16 protein-coding genes are annotated in these 18,157 nt (G+C 39.9%); 2 read left to right on the top strand and 14 right to left on the bottom strand.

Annotated elements, in window-relative coordinates; translation table 11 throughout:
* Positions 1-17: 17 nt before the first annotated feature.
* The 13 genes from I592_RS07775 to I592_RS07715 all read right to left on the bottom strand — a co-directional run bounded on the left by I592_RS07775 (position 18) and on the right by I592_RS07715 (position 13,468).
* The gene (locus I592_RS07775) at positions 18-1,217 is read right to left on the bottom strand and encodes an LCP family protein (RefSeq protein ID WP_010780755.1); all 1,200 of its coding nucleotides are present in this window, start codon (positions 1,215-1,217) and stop codon (positions 18-20) included.
* A gap of 96 nt (positions 1,218-1,313) precedes the next feature.
* The gene (pheA, locus tag I592_RS07770) at positions 1,314-2,162 is read right to left on the bottom strand and encodes a prephenate dehydratase (protein ID WP_010780756.1); all 849 of its coding nucleotides are present in this window, start codon (positions 2,160-2,162) and stop codon (positions 1,314-1,316) included.
* Complete coding sequence (locus I592_RS07765; protein ID WP_010780757.1) at positions 2,162-2,671, bottom strand: shikimate kinase; 510 nt, start codon at positions 2,669-2,671, stop codon at positions 2,162-2,164. The genes pheA and I592_RS07765 overlap by 1 nt, the downstream gene beginning before the upstream one ends.
* Positions 2,672-2,744: 73 nt before the next feature.
* A complete protein-coding gene (gene aroA, locus I592_RS07760; protein ID WP_010780758.1) occupies positions 2,745-4,016 on the bottom strand; it encodes a 3-phosphoshikimate 1-carboxyvinyltransferase in 1,272 nt (423 codons plus the stop codon).
* A gap of 4 nt (positions 4,017-4,020) precedes the next feature.
* Positions 4,021-5,094, bottom strand: coding sequence for a prephenate dehydrogenase (locus I592_RS07755; protein WP_010780759.1), 1,074 nt, complete (start codon positions 5,092-5,094; stop codon positions 4,021-4,023).
* 16 nt (positions 5,095-5,110) lie between these two features.
* The gene (aroC, locus tag I592_RS07750; RefSeq protein WP_010780760.1) at positions 5,111-6,271 is read right to left on the bottom strand and encodes a chorismate synthase; all 1,161 of its coding nucleotides are present in this window, start codon (positions 6,269-6,271) and stop codon (positions 5,111-5,113) included.
* Positions 6,272-6,274: 3 nt separating this feature from the next.
* On the bottom strand, positions 6,275-7,333 hold the full coding sequence (gene aroB, locus I592_RS07745; protein ID WP_010780761.1) for a 3-dehydroquinate synthase: 1,059 nt from the start codon (positions 7,331-7,333) through the stop codon (positions 6,275-6,277).
* A gap of 16 nt (positions 7,334-7,349) precedes the next feature.
* A complete protein-coding gene (aroF, locus tag I592_RS07740; RefSeq protein WP_010780762.1) occupies positions 7,350-8,390 on the bottom strand; it encodes a 3-deoxy-7-phosphoheptulonate synthase in 1,041 nt (346 codons plus the stop codon).
* Positions 8,391-8,411: 21 nt separating this feature from the next.
* Positions 8,412-9,290 carry a shikimate dehydrogenase gene (locus I592_RS07735; protein WP_010780763.1) on the bottom strand — a complete coding sequence of 293 codons (879 nt, stop codon included), beginning with the start codon at positions 9,288-9,290 and terminating at the stop codon, positions 8,412-8,414.
* A 477-nt stretch (positions 9,291-9,767) separates the two neighbouring features.
* Positions 9,768-10,550, bottom strand: a complete 783-nt coding sequence (locus tag I592_RS07730) for an ABC transporter ATP-binding protein (RefSeq protein ID WP_010780764.1) — start codon at positions 10,548-10,550, stop codon at positions 9,768-9,770.
* Between the two features lie 4 nt (positions 10,551-10,554).
* On the bottom strand, positions 10,555-11,436 hold the full coding sequence (locus tag I592_RS07725; RefSeq protein ID WP_010780765.1) for an ABC transporter permease: 882 nt from the start codon (positions 11,434-11,436) through the stop codon (positions 10,555-10,557).
* Between the two features lie 4 nt (positions 11,437-11,440).
* Positions 11,441-12,454 carry a tryptophan ABC transporter substrate-binding protein gene (gene trpX, locus I592_RS07720; RefSeq protein WP_010780766.1) on the bottom strand — a complete coding sequence of 338 codons (1,014 nt, stop codon included), beginning with the start codon at positions 12,452-12,454 and terminating at the stop codon, positions 11,441-11,443.
* A 453-nt stretch (positions 12,455-12,907) separates the two neighbouring features.
* The gene (locus I592_RS07715) at positions 12,908-13,468 is read right to left on the bottom strand and encodes a hypothetical protein (protein ID WP_010780767.1); all 561 of its coding nucleotides are present in this window, start codon (positions 13,466-13,468) and stop codon (positions 12,908-12,910) included.
* A gap of 173 nt (positions 13,469-13,641) precedes the next feature.
* Here I592_RS07715 and I592_RS07710 point away from each other — a divergent pair, with 173 nt between their 5' ends.
* On the top strand, positions 13,642-15,309 hold the full coding sequence (locus tag I592_RS07710; RefSeq protein ID WP_010780768.1) for a phosphoenolpyruvate carboxykinase (ATP): 1,668 nt from the start codon (positions 13,642-13,644) through the stop codon (positions 15,307-15,309).
* A 91-nt stretch (positions 15,310-15,400) separates the two neighbouring features.
* On the top strand, positions 15,401-17,104 hold the full coding sequence (gene efbA / locus I592_RS07705) for a fibronectin-binding protein EfbA (RefSeq protein ID WP_010780769.1): 1,704 nt from the start codon (positions 15,401-15,403) through the stop codon (positions 17,102-17,104).
* Here the strand turns inward: efbA and I592_RS07700 are convergent.
* The gene (locus tag I592_RS07700; protein ID WP_010780770.1) at positions 17,101-18,132 is read right to left on the bottom strand and encodes an AI-2E family transporter; all 1,032 of its coding nucleotides are present in this window, start codon (positions 18,130-18,132) and stop codon (positions 17,101-17,103) included. The two genes, efbA and I592_RS07700, sit on opposite strands and share 4 nt — an antisense overlap.
* Positions 18,133-18,157: the final 25 nt, after the last annotated feature.

Below are 18,157 nucleotides of genomic sequence, written 5' to 3'. Positions count from 1 at the left end.
TTGGAATTAGAATTGTGTTACTTACCTAAAAACTCCTGAGCCTTTTGCGCATTTACAGCAGTATCGACAGCTAACGCACTCCCAGCGTTACTCGTATCGATGTAAGACCATGAGCCATCGACGGGCAGTGTCAACCGATCAATTCCGCCAACAGCTTTCGCGAAATTAAAGAGATTTCCCAATACAAACGTATTTGACATATCTGTTGATAAATATCCCCAAATTTTCCCTGCAGCGTATGGTCCACGTAATAAAACTAACGGATTAGCCACTTGACCAAAGACAGATTGCATAACCTGCTGTTGCCTACGGACACGACCAAAATCTCCTTCTTCGTCCATACGGAAACGCGCATAATTTAGCAGTGTATGCCCGTCCATTCGTTGAGGTCCTTTACTAATTGGTGCATCAATATAGGAGCTCATATCTTTTTCGGCATCAATGGATACACCACGAGGAAATAGCGCATCTACCCCTTTTTCAAAAGTCTGAAAATCAACCATGGCATAATAGCGGCAGTCAATTCCAAAATTTTGCTTTAAAGTTTGTCGGACCAGATCGGCTCCGCCATAAGCATAAGCGGCATTTAATTTATTTTGACCGACTCCGGGAATGTCCACGTACATATCTCTCATGAAGGAGACTAGTTTAGGCTTTCCCCAACCGCCCAATTGCAGAACCATCATGGAGTCAGAACGCCCGCTGATGTTATCACGTGTGTCACTGCCTAAGAGCAAAATATTTTTCTTCCCATTTTCCGAAGTCGCACCATTAAATTCCTGTGTATCCATTTTCGGCATAGAAGAATCATGCGTTGCGGCAAAATTTCCTACGCCAAAAGCAACGACAGAATAACCTAAAATAGCAACTAAAAGAATGACAACGATACGACGCCAGCTTTTTCTTTTCTTCTTCTTTGGCTGCTGGTCATAGGAATCTGTTGGATATTTTTGTTTACGTTTGAAAGGATTTTTCACCGTCGGAAATTTAATACTCAATCGTTTCTTTTTAGGCTCTTGATAATGATCTTCGTAATAAAACTCCTCCTCAGGTGTATAAGAGGAGTTCTTGGGTTCCTCATTGAAGGTTTCTTGATGATCGGACCGGTTCGATTCGACGGGGTGGTCCTTTGTAACCTCACGACGAAAGCCCAAAGGTTTTTTCTCTTCCTTTTGACTTTCATCGTGAATCTTTTTATATTTGTCCATTCGGCTCATAACGCACCTCTTCATCTCATTACTATTAGTATAAAAATAGCAAATCCTCTACGCTTTGTCTTATTTTTCTCAAAAAAAATTAGAAAACCTTAACTACTAAGATTTTCTAACTTTTGGAAGGTACGTCGGATAGTCGCCAATCAGCGTCACTTGAAACTGCTGCCTCGCTAGTTTTTCCAGTACATTAGTCAATTTTGGTTCTTTTGGAGTTACGAAATCGATGATGAAAAAATATTCACCCAATTTTGTTTTTTGTGTACGAGATTCGATTTTTGTTAGATTGATTTCTTCAGCAGCAAAAATTTCTAAGCATTGATACAAAGCCCCAGGATGATCTGAAGCTAAATCGAAAAGTATCGTCGCCTTATTTGGCCCCTTTGGTAGTATGCTAGACAATGCGTTTTCGCCAAGTACCCAAAAACGCGTTTCATTTTCACTGATTGATTGCACGTTTTCTTGAACAACGACTAATCCGAATTGCTCCGCTGCCGCTTTGGGCCCAATCGCTGCATATTTTTTATCAGGGTTCTCTGCAACCTTCTGAGCACCTTGCGCAGTGGAGCCAATTTGCTCGATATCAACTGTCGGAAAATGATTCATTATAAAAACTTGTGATTGCGCCAATGCCTGCTGGTGGCTGCAAATCAGTTCTATTTCTCGCCAGGCATTTTTATGCACAGGATGGACCATCAGCTGCTGCTGAATCGGTAAAACTATTTCCGCTTGAATCGTCGGCAACGTTTGGAAGATCACATCTAATGTTGGCAGCACCGACCCCTCAATCGTATTTTCGATCGGTACCACACAATAATCCAAAGCTCCTTTTCGCTGTGCTTCTAATAATGCAGTCAACGATTCGTAAGGAAGCAATGTCTCTTCCTTAAAAAAATTGACAGCCGCACTGTAGGTAAATGAGCCGCGCGGTCCTAAATAGCCAACTTTCATTAGGAAGCGACCTCTACCTGATGGATAATTTCATTGACGATTTCCGCAGGTAATTTCTGAGAAGTATCTACTGTGATCTTCGCCAATTTCTCGTATAATTTCTCTCTAGAGAAGAATAGGCGTTTTAAGTCACCATCATCGTTCTTGATCGCCAGTGGGCGGACATTTACTTTATCTTCCCGAATACGTTGGACTAATACATTGGCATCTGCCTTTAAGTAAACGACTAGCTTATCTGATAACACATGCTGATTTTCTTTTTGCAAAATGACGCCTCCACCTGTAGCGATAATGGATTCTTCATTCAATGCTTCTTTTAAGAGATTGGTTTCGTGTTGTCGGAAAGATGTTTCCCCATGTTCATCAAAATAATCGCTGATTGGCTGACCGATCCGTTCAACCAACACATCATCCATATCCACCACACGGGCATTTAACGTAGCGGCAAGTTCTTTACTAATAGTAGTTTTTCCAGCTCCCATGAAGCCGATTAAGACGATTGATTCCATTAGACATTCTCCATTCATTTTTTAATTTTTATTAATAAGTAAAAATCCCGATTTTTTCTAATCATAGAAAAGGTTAAATTAAAGACGCTAGATCAGTGAAAAAGTTTGGATAAGAAATATTGATTGCTTCTGGATTGGTTAATTCAACAGTCTCTTCTGTTAATAACGCAGTGATTTGAAGCATCATTCCAATCCGATGATCTCCGTGACTATCTACAACACCGCCATGTAATTTGGTTGGTCCATGAATAATCAAACCATCCTCTGTAGGCTCTACATTAGCCCCTAATTTATTCAACTCTTGGGCAGTCGCATCAATCCGATTTGTTTCTTTCACTTTTAGTTCTTGCGCATCACGAATGACAGTCGTTCCCTGTGCTTGAGTTGCTGCTAAAGCAATAATCGGCAATTCATCAATCAATCGAGGAATGATCTCGCCACCGATTGCAACACCCTTTAGCGGTGCTGCTTTAATTGCCAAGTCTGCCGCTTGATTTTTTTGATCAATCGCTGTTTCTACGATATCTGCTCCCATTTCTTTTAAAACATCTAAAATTCCTGTACGAGTAGGATTGACTCCAACATGCTTTAAATGAAGGTCACTGCCGGCTATCAAACTGGCTGCCACAAGGTAGAAAGCTGCTGATGAAATATCTCCTGGGACAGTTACTTCTTGTCCTGTAAGCTGTTGTCCACCGGGTACAGTGATCGTTTTATCATTAACAGAAATAGTGCCGCCAAATTGTTTGATCATTTCTTCAGTGTGGTTTCGTGATTTTTCTTTCTCAATAATCTTTGTTGTTCCCGTTGCTTGTAGTGCTGCAAAAAGGATCGCGGATTTTACTTGCGCGCTAGCAATCGGCATTTCATAGGTAATCGATGATAGCTTTTTCCCTTGTATATCAATAGGTGGAAATTCACTGCCTTCTTGTCCTTGCAGCTCCCCTCCCATTGATCTAAGAGGCCCCATGACACGTTCCATCGGGCGCCGATTCAGCGAAGCATCTCCAGATATTTGTGAGTGAAAAGGCTGACCCGCTAAAATACCTAAGACTAAACGCATCGTTGTGCCGGAATTTCCAGCATCTAAGTTTTTATTCGGTGCTTTTAGCTGTTGAAAGCCGACACCTTCAACATGAATATCTTGTCCAACTTCTTTAATCTTAACACCCAGTTCTTTGAAAACGGCGACAGTACTCATACAATCCTCTGCCCTCAAAAAGTTGTGGATCGTTGTTTTCCCATGACTAATCGCTCCAAACATGATACTGCGATGAGAGATCGATTTGTCTGCGGGGACAGTTAGCGTCCCCTTTAAGCCTGCTTTTGTTTTCAGTAGTTTCATTTGTTTAGCTCCTTCTGCGACAACGAAAATCTGCTTGTTCAATTAATCTTTGCCCTTTTTCCAAGTCTTTTTGATTTTTAAAGGATAATTCTAAAACGCCAAAAATATCTTCCCGTGTTTCTTGAATCTTCAAGTTGATAATTGAGATATCTGCCTCGCTGATGATTGTCATTACCTTCGCAATTGCCCCAGCAATATCAGGAATATCGATATAAAGATCATAGAATGCTGGAATAACACCCTGATTTTTTGTTGGTAACGTATCTCGGGATTGTTTCGCTTGGCTGAAGAAGTCATAAATTGCTGGCTGGTCTTCTTCTATTAAACTTTTTTGTATCTGAGACATTTCCTCTTGCCAACCAGTCAGCAAGTCCAACAAGGTAGAGCGGTTGGTCAGTAAAATATCGGTCCACATTTGTGGATCTGAGGAAGCAATTCGTGTGATATCTCGAAAACCGCCTGCAGCAAGTTGTGTTGCTCGAGGATGGTTGTCAGATAATTGATCACTCATTCTCACCAAACCTGATGCCACGATATGAGGCAAGTGGCTCAATACGCCAACGATCTCATCATGAGAGTCAGGTTCGATCACAACAAATTTTGCTCGAGTCGGTTGTAGTACCTCCATCAATGGTTCAACATTTGTTCCTTCTGTTGGTGTCAAAATATAGTAAGCTTCTTCAAAGAGATTTGGATTGCCTGCTTTTACACCTGATTTATGCGAGCCTGCCATAGGATGCCCGCCAATAAAAGTAAAAGGGAGCGTTTTAGCTAGCTTCATTACTTCATGTTTTGTACTGCCAGTATCTGTTACGATGACAGATTTTTTTAATGGCAAACGTGCTAATTCATGTAAGTAATGCAAGGTAGATAAAATCGGGACGGCTAAGATAATGATATCCATCTCAGATGCTCTTTTAATAGAAGCAATGTGATCAACCAACCCAACTTTGCGAGCAATCTCTCGAGTTTCTTCTGAGTAATCCCATCCGTATAACTCGATCGAAGGATTCTTGATTGCTTTGCAAAGGGACGCGCCGATTAATCCTAGTCCTAAGACGAACACTTTTTTTCTCATAGACGTCCCCTCTTCCTTAAAAATTTTTAACTGCTTCACGGTATTCTGCCACTGCTTGTTTTAATTCATCCATTGTATCAGATGAAAATTTTTCTAGAATTTCTTGAGCTAGAACTGTGGCAACGACATGTTCTGCAACAACTGAAGCTGCTGGAACGGCCGTGCTGTCAGAACGCTCAACGCTTGCTTTATAGGGTTCCTTTGTATCGATGTCTACACTCATCAATGGCTTGTACAATGTCGGGATCGGCTTCATGACCCCACGAACGATAATCTGTTCCCCGTTAGTCATCCCACCTTCGAATCCTCCAAGATGATTGCTTGTTCGACTGTATCCTTCATCCCAAACGATTTCATCCATAACGGTTGATCCAGGCTGACGAGCAGCTTGGAACCCCATCCCGAATTCCACCCCTTTAAAGGCATTGATGCTCATCATAATTTGAGCGATTTTCCCATCCAGTTTGCGGTCCCATTGAACGTAGCTGCCTAGCCCAGCTGGCACATTGTCTGTCCGCACCTCTACGACTCCGCCTATGGTATCTCCTGCTTTTTTCGTCTGATCAATCAAGTTCTTCACGTCTTCCTCAATCGTTCCATCAACCATATTGACTTCCGAAACAGACGTTTTCTCTTTAATTTCTTTAACACTTAAATTCTCAGGTACCGAAGCTTCCAAGCCTCCAAGTATCACTACATGACTTGCAATATCAATATCTACTGCTGCTAAAATTTGTTTAGACAGTGCGCCCACTGCAACGCGCATGGTTGTTTCGCGAGCGGATGAACGCTCTAAGACATTTCTCAAATCGCTATGGTGGTATTTCATCCCGCCAACTAAATCAGCATGGCCTGGCCGTGGTTTTGACACTCTGCGTAATTTTTCAGCTTTTTCTTCTACTGCCTCCACAGACATTACTTTTTGCCAATTTTTCCAGTCACGGTTTTCTACGATCATAGTGATCGGCGACCCTAACGTTTTGCCATGACGCACACCGGAAGTAATACGTACTTGATCTTTTTCAATCTTCATCCGTCCACCTCGACCGTATCCACCTTGCCTGCGCGCTAATTCTTCGTTGATTTTGTCAACAGAGACTATTAGTCCTGCAGGAACCCCTTCGATGATCGTGGTTAATTCTGGTCCGTGAGATTCTCCAGCTGTTAAGTAACGCATAAACTACTTCCCTTCTAATAAAAAGTCTTTGATTTCTGATAACTTAATGTTCTGAATGTAGGCTTTTCCGATTTCTTCAAGTAAAACAATATTCAAATGACTGCCTCGTGCTTTCTTATCATGAGTAATCGCAGTATAAAATTTTTCAGTTTCCCAAGGTTGGTATGCGATAGGTAACTGGTATTTTTGATTCATGTCTTTGATTTTTTCAGTAAGACCTACGGGTGATAAGCCTTTATTTTCAGCTACTTGTGATATCTGTGCCATTCCTATCGCTACTGCCTCACCGTGGCTGATTTTTCCATAGCCGACAGTATTTTCGATCGCGTGTCCAATCGTGTGTCCGAAATTTAATAATAATCGCGAACCATTATCAAACTCGTCTTCTTCAACGACTGCTTTTTTTACATTTAGTGCTTTTGTGATGATGCTTTCACTATGTGTTAAGAGATCTTGGATTCCTGTTAGTTTCTCAAGGTCTTCCCATAGTGAAGCATCACTTATCGCACCGCATTTGATGATTTCTGCGACCCCTTCACGTACGCGAGCGTCTGGTAGAGTAGATAATGTTTCTCGATCAATCAAGACACCATCCGGTTGAGCAAATGTTCCGATCATATTTTTAGCTCTGCTTGAATTGACCGCCGTCTTACCACCAATGCTCGAATCGACTTGTGCCAACAAAGAGGTGGGAATTTGCACAAATGCAATTCCCCGCATATAGGTTGATGCGACGAAGCCAGCTAAATCACCGACAACACCACCTCCTAAAGCAATAATCGCATCACTGCGAGTAAACTGATGATCCGCTAAAAATTCATAAAGGACAGTTGCCATTTCCAACGATTTGCTGCTTTCTCCTGCTGGCACGTTGTAATGACAGACCTCATACGCGGTTAATTGTTGCTGGATCTTTTCTCCGTATAGCGGGAAGACATTTTCATCACTGATAATCGCGATTTTTTTATTTTTCCAAAGTGAAGCGATCCACTCTCCAACGGAATCTAGTGCATTTCGCTTCACAACGATCTCATAAGTTTTATCTGCCAAAACAATTTCCATGAAAATCCCTCCCGATTCAGATAAGTGAAGGTTCTTTAGTTCCTTCATTGATTTTTTTCATCGCTTCGACCATAATCTCCACTTCACTCATCATCGTTAAGTAGTTTTTCTCATTTAATGATTGTTCGCCATCAGACCATGCATGCAAGGGGGCAGGATGAATCTCAACGATCATACCATCAGCTCCAGCAGCGACCCCCGCACGAGCCATTGGCGCAACTAGATCCCATACACCCGTTCCGTGACTTGGATCAACAATGATTGGGAAATGACTCAATTTCTTGATCAATGGAACAGCGCTTAAGTCAAATGTGTTTCGTGTGGCAGTCTCGTAAGTACGAATCCCTCGTTCGATGAAAATGATATTCGAATTGTCCTGCACGGCGATGTATTCTGCCGCATTCAACCATTCTTGGATCGTTCCTGAAATGCCGCGTTTTAACCCGATTGGTAATCCTGTTTTCCCAACAGCCTCTAATAAACGGAAATTTTGCATATTCCTTGCGCCAATTTGAATGATATCTGCATATTGAGAAACGACATCGATATGGGCTTCATCCATTACTTCAGTGATTACTTTTAACCCATGAGCATCTGCTGCTTTGCGCATGATTTTTAACCCTTCTTCTCCCAATCCTTGGAACGCGTATGGGGAAGTGCGAGGTTTGTATGCCCCGCCGCGTAGGATTTTTGCGCCACCAGCTTTTGCCATCCGAGCGGTTTCCATGATCTGTTCTTCTCCTTCAACAGAACAAGGACCAGCCATTGTTACAAAACTACCGTCACCAATCTTTACTCCGTCGACATCCACAACAGTATCTTGTGGGTGGAATTCTCTTGATGTTAGCTTGTAGGTATTTGAAATAGCAACTGCCCGTTCAACAACACTGTATGCTTGGAAAGGGACATTTTGAATGATTTTCGGATCTCCTAACAATCCTAAAACTAGACGATCTTTCCCATGATTGATTTGTACGCCTAGCCCCTCTTCTTTAATGCGGGATAAAATGGGTGACAATTCTGACTCTTGAATTCCTTTTTTTATAATTAAAATCATCGTAATAACTTCCTTCACTTTTTATTTTTTGATTGTTTCTTCCAATAACGGTTGGATTTTTTCAACAGGCATTTCTTTACCTGTCCATAATTTGAAAGCTGCGGCACCCTGATATAGCAGCATGTCTAAGCCGTTGATTGCTTTTGCTCCAGCTTCTTTTGCATCTTTTAATAATTTAGTCTCACTTGGATGATAGATCACATCGAAGACAGGTAAGTCGTGTCTTAATAGCGATGCTTTAGGTAGTGGCGACTGCTCTGTTTCAGGAGCCATTCCAATTGTTGTCGCATTAACCAATAAGTCACTGACCGCTAAAGAGCTACTTAGTTGTTTTTCATCTGCCAAGTCATGCAGGTGGATCTGACAATGGGTTTCTTTAGCGATCATTGCTAACTTGGGTTCTATTTTTTCATAAAACGCATCTTTTCTATTAAATACGTCAATGGCTTTTACGCCATCAATTGCTGCTTGTGTAATAATTGCAGTTGCTGCGCCACCGGCTCCCAGAATCGTCATTCTTTTGCCGATGATCTCAATCCCATTCTGTTTTAAGCTTTCCATACAGCCGATCCCATCTGTAATATGTCCAACCAACTTTCCATTTTGATTTACGATAGTGTTGATTGCGCCAATCAAACGCGCGGCTTGACTTAACTCATCGACATACTTGGTGGCTTCCATTTTGTGAGGCATCGATAAATTGATTCCTAACATTTCAAGATCTCGAATCGCTTGAATACTTTGCTCCAGTCTTTCTGGTTGAACATCAAAACTTAAATAGACGGCATCAACCCCCGTTGTTTGGAACGCTGTAGTATGCATCAATGGTGAGAAGCTGTGCCTGGCAGGCAAAGCATACAAACCAGATAAACGCGTTCTTCCTGAAATTTCATTTTTCATCTTTCCTCACTCTCCTTCTTCATCTTCATTTTTTGTTACCAGGTAAAACCTGTAGCTATCTCTAATAGAGAATAGGGATAAACTGCAATAAGTTGGACTAAAAGCTGCCTTTTGAAATATTTGACTTTTATTGAAAATAGAAGTCGAAAAAAGGCCCACTGTAGAAAATCTACAATGCGCCTAGTCTCCTCCAAAAAATATCAAAAGAAAAAGCCACTATAGATTTTCATCTATGTGGCGTTAAGTCGAACTTAAAATCCTTAGCCATCATAGATACAAACTGGTGTCGTTTGCATCCATGAACCATGAATACAAACCTATCTAAAATAGCTAAAGTAATAGTTATTCAGTTGTGTGTGCGTACTCTTCATTGTGTTCATAAAAACCGCTCCAAACTGATTTAAGATTGAACTAAGTATAGATTTGTTTTTCTGATAAGTCAACCCACTATTTTATTTTTCTGTAAAAAAAATTTATTTACATTACTTCAGCTACTGTCTCACCCTCTTCGAAAAGTAGGAATAGATCGGCCAACGTCATATGTTTCTTCTCGTCGCCGCTGATATCTTTAATGATTTCTCCCTTTGACATCACAATGACTCGGTCACCATAATGCAAAGCATCCTCCATTTTGTGAGTGACCATGAGACATGTGAGATGCTCTTCTTTGATTCGCTGGTCTGTGAGCAGCATTAGCTGTTTGGCTGTTTTCGGATCAAGTGCAGCTGTATGTTCATCAAGCAATAGTAAATCTGGCTTAGTAATTGTTGCCATTAATAGACTCAACGCTTGCCGCTGCCCGCCAGAAAGAAATCCTGTGGGTGTATCTAAATGATTTTCCAAGCCATTACCAACTAATCGGCAAAGCTCTTGATACATTTCTTTCTTTTGGTGGAGCTGACGTTGACGCAGACGCCGCTTCTGTCCGCGTTTTTCTGCCAATCCTAAGTTTTCTGCAACAGTCAGTCGTGGAGCCGTGCCCATTTTTGGGTCTTGGAAAACTCGGGAAATTGATGTCGCCCGCTGTTCTTCAGAAAGCTTAGTCAAATTTTTCCCCATTACAGACACGGTACCGCTATCTAATTGAAGACTGCCAGAAATACTATTGAAAAGTGTACTTTTACCAGCACCATTTCCTCCAAGTACCGTGACGAATTCACCCGGAGCAATCGTTAAGTCTACATGATTTAAGATTCTACGCTTATCGCTGATCCCGTTTTTAATGGTTTTACTAGCTTTTTTTACTTCTAAAGCATTCATACACTTACTCTCCCTTTTCCAATCCAGTCTTCAAGTTCAACGTTTCCTTTAAACGAGGAATCATCAAGCACAATGCTAAAATGATCGAAGAGAAAATCTTCAAATACGTCGTATCCAACCCAGCTTTGATAATAATCAAAATCAATAATTGATAAATAATGCTGCCTAAAACGATTGCCACCAACCGTTCAACAAAGGTTACTTCCCCGTATAGGACTTCTCCAATAATGATTGATGCCAGACCAATGACGATAACACCGACACCTTTTCCGATATCTGCATAGCCGTCATTTTGTGCAATCAACGCGCCAGACAGAGCAATAACACCATTTGATAACGTCAAACCAATGACTTTCATGCGGTCTGTATTGATTCCGATAGAACGTGCCATGTTTTCATTATCACCAGTAGCAATGTACGCTTGTCCAAAATCAGTAAAAAAGAAAAACAACAGCAAACTAATAATAATTAAGATAGCAATCAAGCCTAACAGGACAATATCAAAATGATTCGGCAAGTTAAGATTTGTAAAGAAATCTTGGATCTTTGGTTGTTTTAGTAATGAAAGATTCGGTGTTTGCATGATAAACAGCATCACCGAGTTCAGGCCTGACATAACGAGAATTCCAGCTAGGATTACTGGGATTTTTCCTTTTGTATAAAGCATGCCCGTGATAAATCCCGCGCACATGCCCGCGATGATCCCTAACATTGTTGCGAATACAGGAGACACGCCGTTAGTAATAGCTGTCACACAAACGGCTCCTCCTAAAGGAAATGATCCCTCTGTTGTCATATCTGGAAAATTTAAAATTCGGTAGGTCATGAAGATTCCTAACCCTAATATCCCCCATAAAAAGCCTTGTCCTATTGCTGAAATGATCATCTGTCTACTCCCCTTTAATTACTTCTGCTTTTTCTTTGATTTTATCTGGAATGGTAATTCCTAATTCTTTCGCTTTATCTTCATTAATAATCATATCTCCATAGTCGACGACGTTAACCGGTGTATCTGCTGGTTTGGATTTCCCACTTAAAACATCTGCGGCCATTTTCCCTGTTTCTACGCCTAAGTCAAATTGATTTTGCCCCACAGTGGCAATCCCACCTTCTTTAGCCATATTATCTACTGAAACGAAAACGGGTGTTTTTGTTTTATCTGATTCGCTGATCAATGTTTGAAACGCACTGGCGATCGTATTGTCTTGCGGGATATATAAGAAATCAGATTCTCGGCAAGCTTGTTGTGTTACCGCGGAAATATCATTGCTCGAAGTAATCGCATAGGTTTTCACTGTTAGACCATCTTTAGTTGCCCGTTTTTCAGCACGCGCGACTTGCGATTTTGAATTTTCTTCCGAAGATGAATACACGATTCCCATTGTTTTTGCATCTGGGAACATTTCTTCAGCCATGTCCAATTGTTGATCGACCGGTGTTAAATTGTTTACGCCAGTGACATTGCCTCCCGGCTTTTTCAAGTCCTTTACTAATCCAGCACTGACAGGGTCGCTGATTGCTCCCATGATCACAGGAACATCTGAAGTTGCGTTAGCTAATGCTTTTGCTGCCGGTGTTGCCACACCAACAAGGACGTCTGATTTTTTTTCTAATAATTGTTGGCTCATACTATTAAATTTACTTTGATCTCCTTGTCCATTAAGAAATTCGATCTTGATGTTTTTTCCGTCTTCATACCCTTCTTGCTTTAATCCTTCTACGACACCATCCTTAATTTGATCCAAAGATGGATGACTGATGGTCTGCAAGATTCCTACAGTCTTTACTTCTTCTTTTTGTTCAGTTGCCGCACCGGTTTGACGCGAACCCATTTGATAAGCAAAAACTCCGATTAAAACAACAGCTAAAGCGATAATTGATCCAATAATTCCCTTATTTTTCATGATTGATTCCTCCGATTTTTGTTTTTAGTGGTATTAGTATGTTGAAAATTCATTTACTAATGATAGGTGAACTTTCCCTTAGAAATTAACGAAAAAAGACATAAATTGCAAAAAAAGACAACTACCCAAATGTTCACGGTAGTTGTCAAAAGAAAACAAAAACCGCATAGATAGTCTCTATGCGGGAATAAGCATGAAAAATATCCAGCATAGATACAAAATTTAGAAGTTGTCTAAACGTTGTATCTATGAGTGAATTCATAAATACAACTTATCTACGCCAGTTTTGCCAGCTATTCAATTGATTAGATAAGTTTACTTGTTTCATGAATGTCACTCCTTCTACATTTTTAAGAACTTGTTTTTAGTGTTGACGTTAGTTTATCGAATAAAAATTCGACTGTCAACTCTTTTTATTAAAAAAAACTCATTTATTTTATTCGAAATCTCATTTTACCTTTTGAGATTCCACATCGGCAATCGATTAAGTTCAGGGATGAATTCATTGTTTAGGTCTTTCAGACTTTCCACAACAAAGCGGTTCTTTTCCTTGCCATTGTGAAAAAAGATGAATGTTACTTGGCGTGGATCAAGATTATATTTATCAGCAATTGTTTCACTGTCGTAAACAATCGGATAATAATAAAATTTACGATTTAACATCGTCTTTTGGTTTGGGTCGTCTAAAACGGTCATAACATTTTCAAAGGATGTCCCGTTTGGCTGACTAAACATGATCGAGATTGCTTTTGTATCTTTTATTTTTTGATCGACCATTTGATAATTCAATGGTATCAAATGGTCTGATTTTAAAGAGTCAAAGACTAACTCATCTAATTGATCTTGACGAATGGTTCGTTGAGCCATGACAGCCGAAGCTGAAAAAAGAAAAACAAAAACTACTAAACTCGCAGCAATAATCAAGGTGCGCCGCTCATTTTCAGAAGCGATAGTTATGAACCTTCGCCAAAATATAAGTATTTTATTTTTCACAATCGTTAAATATTGGTCCATAATCATGCCTCCTTCTTATCATTATATTATTTATATCTTAAAATCGCTACCATCAAGATGCTTAATTGATTTTTTGCAGGGTTACGTGAACCAAATCATGTTCTGTAATTGATTGTTCGTGTTTTATTTTAATGCTATTATAATGATGAGAACTTATTTAAGGAGGTTTTTTGATGAGCAGTATTGAACATTTTCCACGTCAAGAGATAACAAAATCGAATCGGTTGTTTTCCAGCATTCGTAGTGTCATTGAGACAGCATTTTATGGAAACAATGTCTCACGAATACGTCACCTTACTGATGCTTACGCTTTAGCCAAAGCTAGTCCAGGAACAATCACGACAGATCTGGATGTTGCTTATACGAGTCGACTTCAATTGCCCACGGATGCAAAGGTATTGGTAACAAATGATGGAAACATCGTCGGACGGACTGCTGCCGCTCGTCGTATCATTGGACAAGAAGGTATTGATAGTGCTTTTTACAGCGAGCTATTAAGAGAAGCTGTTTTTAATGCGCGAAGAAAAACATTTTATTCAGGGGAAGTCATCGTTGGCCTTGATGAAGAGTTCACTATCAAATCGCATCTTATGCTGCCTGAAGAATATAGCCCTAATCTTTACTCCTATCTGTTAAATTTTCAAATCGGTGATGCAAAACATCTTTTTTACCAACAATCAGATAGTATCCATACAGGAGACATCTTTATTTTCGCTGATCCTGATTGGAAACACCCAGACTTTCCTGACGGCGTTGTTGTTATTGATCCCTTGCATAATTGTGCCGGCATTTTGGGATTGCGTTATTTTGGTGAGCTGAAAAAAGCTACGCTCACTTTGGCCTGGGCTACTGCTCATCGGAATGGATTTATTGCCTGTCATGGTGGAATGAAGCAATATTTATTAGAAGAAAAAAAATATACGATGGCCGCTTTCGGGTTATCAGGGTCTGGAAAATCGACGATCACCTTGGCGAAGCCAAAAAACAAAGGTGATGTTCATGTGCTGCACGATGATGCTTTTGTTATATCAAAGAAAAAAGGCTCTACTACTGCTTTAGAACCAGCTTATTTTGATAAAACACAAGATTATCCTATGACCAGCGAACAGATAAAATATATTGTGACTGCGCAAAATGTCGGTGTCACACTAGATGATGAGAATAAGAAAGTATTAGTCACAGAAGATATCCGCAACGGGAATGGCCGAAGTATCAAGAGTCGTTACGCAACACCGAACCGAGTGGATCATATTGAAGAAAAAGTTGACGGACTCTTTTGGATTATGAAGGATGACAGTCTTCCACCGTTGATCAAAATCGAAGATCCGTCATTAGCCGCTGTATTCGGCGCAACGTTAGCAACAAAACGTTCAACGGCAGAAAATGTGGTTGGTGAAGTAAAGGATCAATTAGTTATAGAACCGTTTGCTAACCCATTCAGATGCTACCCATTACAAGAAGACTATCAAGATTTTAAAGATTTATTCCAAAAGCAAAAAACTGCCTGCTATATATTGAACACTGGAGAATTCAAAGGACGAAAAGTCACACCAGATGAAACGTTGGGAAGTATCGAACAAATCGTTGACGGTACGGCAAAATTTAAATCGTTTGGACCGTTGAAAAAAATTACCTACTTACCTGTGAAGAAACATGAGCCGGATTTTAACAGTCATCACTACCTGCTCCATTTGATAACTCGACTTGAAACGCGATTGGCATTTGTACAGTCTCGCAAAACGTATCAAGGAGGATACGACCGTCTGCCAAACGAAGCCGAGCAGCTGCTGTTGCAGTTGCTTGATGAATTACACATTTACCAAGAATCCTTAAGCGTTTAATTCAATTTCTCTTACTTCAGTGACTTAGTTTGGTCATTGGAGTTTTTTTGTTTATAATGAACATATTATGAATAGAAATGAGGGATAAAACATGTCCTTTGACGGAGTTTTTACCCATGCTATGGTACGGGAATTAAAGGAACAGCTCGTTACCGGAAGAATATCAAAAATCCATCAACCGTATGAAAATGAAGTTGTGTTAGTTATTCGAGCGCAGGGAAAGAACCGACGCTTGCTTCTTTCGGCGCATCCTAGTTATGCACGGATTCAATTAACAGAAATTGCTTATAATAATCCTGACAATCCGCCGAATTTTGTTATGATGCTGCGAAAGCATTTGGAAGGTGCTATCTTAGAAGATATCCATCAAGTAGAAAATGATCGTGTCGTTCATTTTACCTTTACTAAGCGAGACGAGTTAGGCGATTTGCAAAATATTGTTTTGATTGTTGAGCTGATGGGGCGTCACTCCACGATTGTCCTGCTTAATAAGCAAACTGGAAAAATACTGGATGCTATTAAACACATTGGTCATTCGCAGAACACCTACCGTTCTATCTTGCCAGGCAGCGACTATATCGAACCTCCAAAGCAAGAACAACTGAATCCTTTCCATGCATCTAAAGAACAAGTATTTACCATTTTATCTACTGCCGAAACATTAGATGGACGTTATTTGCAGCAAAATTTCCAAGGGTTAGGACGCGATACTGCGGAAGAATTAGCTTTTCGCTTCTTAGAACGGCAAAATGAAAAAATGGGCGTTTGGAACGACTTTTGGCAAATGATCCAAGAACAATTAACTCCAACTATTGGTATTAAAAATAACAAAGAATTCTTTGCGCCTCTTGTCTTTGATACGTTTGAAGAGACGATGACTTATGAAAGTTTGAGTCAATTATTAGATACGTATTATGGAGAAAAAGCGGAAAAAGACCGCGTGAAACAATTGGGCAATGAATTGATTCGTAAAGTCGAGAATGAAATCAAGCGGAATCAAACCAAATTGGCAAAGCGCGAAAAAACGCTTCAAGATTCTGAGAGTGCGGAAGATTTTCGTCGCGATGGCGAATTGTTAACGACTTTTATGTCACAAGTTCCTCGTGGAGCAGAACGCGTTGAGTTAGAAAACTATTATGAAGAGAATCACCCAATCACTATTAAACTGAATCCAGCATTAACGCCTAATCAAAATGCGCAGAAATATTTCCAAAAATACCAAAAATTAAAAAATGCAGTAAAATTGATCTATGACCAAATTGCAGAAGTGAAAGAAGAAATTGCCTACCTTGAATCTGTGTTAGCACAATTAGAAATTGCTGGTCCGATGGATATCGAAGTAATCAAAGAAGAACTTATTGCCAGTGGGTATTTAAAGCAAAAACGCAATAAAAAAAATCGCAAACAGTCCCCTTCAAAACCTGAACGCTTTGTTGCGAGTGATGGTACAGAGATTTTGGTTGGAAAGAACAACCTGCAAAATGATCAACTGACATTGAAGCAAGCACGTAAAACAGATATCTGGCTTCATGCAAAGAATATTCCTGGCTCCCATGTCATCATAAAAAATGAAGATCCAAGTGAAGAAACCTTGTTGGAGGCCGCTGAATTAGCCGCCTACTTCTCAAAATTTCGACAGTCCGCACAGGTACCCGTAGACTATGTAGCAGTCAAGCATGTCCATAAACCAAACGGTGCTAAACCGGGATTCGTCATTTATGAAAACCAAAAAACTTTATTCGTAACCCCTGAAGAAGAAGTTGTAGAACAATTACGAAAAAACGGAACAGCCTAATCCGGCTGTTCCGTTTTTTTTGTTTTTTTGGTAGCTATTTTTACACCTAAGATTTCTAAAAAGAAATTGAAGATCGGGATACCTACGATCAATCCCCACACGCCAAGAAACTTTTCACTGACTAGCAAAATAACGAACGTATAGAAGATCGGCAGCTTCGTCCGACTCGACATGAATTTCGGATTTAGGATGTATGCCTCGACGCAGTGAACGATCACGATCAGAATTAAAACATAGATAACTGTCTGAATACCGCCTGTTGAATAAGCAATCAGAGTTAACGGGATACAAGAAAAAATCACTCCTGCAACAGGAATCAGACTTAAAAAGAAAATCATAATTGCTAGGGTTGGCAATTGAGTAAAACCAATGAACCCCAGTCCTATGGTAGTAATGACGGTGTTAACGATAGCTATTAGTAGTTGTACCTCCAGCACGACACCAAACGTATTCACAAAAACTTTCCCAAAATAAAATAAATCTTGGAAAAACCACGCATAGTTGCTGCTTAGAAAATTCTTTGAAAACAATACGGTCTTTTCCTTTTCTACCATAAAGAAAAAACTCAAAATAAAGGAAACGACAAAGGCGACTGCCAATCGTCCTACATTTTGTAATTGTTCTAAAATAATCCCCGCACCACTCTCGACTTTGTCTTGCCAATTATGATTTTTAAAATAGTTAGAAATAAAATTAGTCACTAGATCCGAATCGAAATCTTTGTGCTGATAAAAATGAACGATCGAGTTATATGTCGATACGACCTGATTAATCAGTATCGTCGAATATCTGGAGATCAATAAATACAAAAGCCAAAGTTCTACGATGTATAGAACCGTCGCCAGTAAGAAGGTTGGCAATTTAATATACCTTTGAATGAACTTGACGATTTTGACAGAAATCAATGTAAAAATAAATGTCAGCAATATAGGAGTCATAAAATCTTTAATTAAAAATAAAACAAAGATAACTAATGCTAAAACTGTGAATCTTCTCAAACGGGTATTACTTAAAAAATTCTCATACATTTTATAGCCTCTTTTCAAAAAAACT

Origin of the sequence: Enterococcus gilvus ATCC BAA-350, from assembly GCF_000407545.1 — a bacterium.
Classification (GTDB): Bacteria; Bacillota; Bacilli; order Lactobacillales; family Enterococcaceae; genus Enterococcus_A; species Enterococcus_A gilvus.
This window is presented reverse-complemented; position numbering and strand designations above follow the sequence as displayed.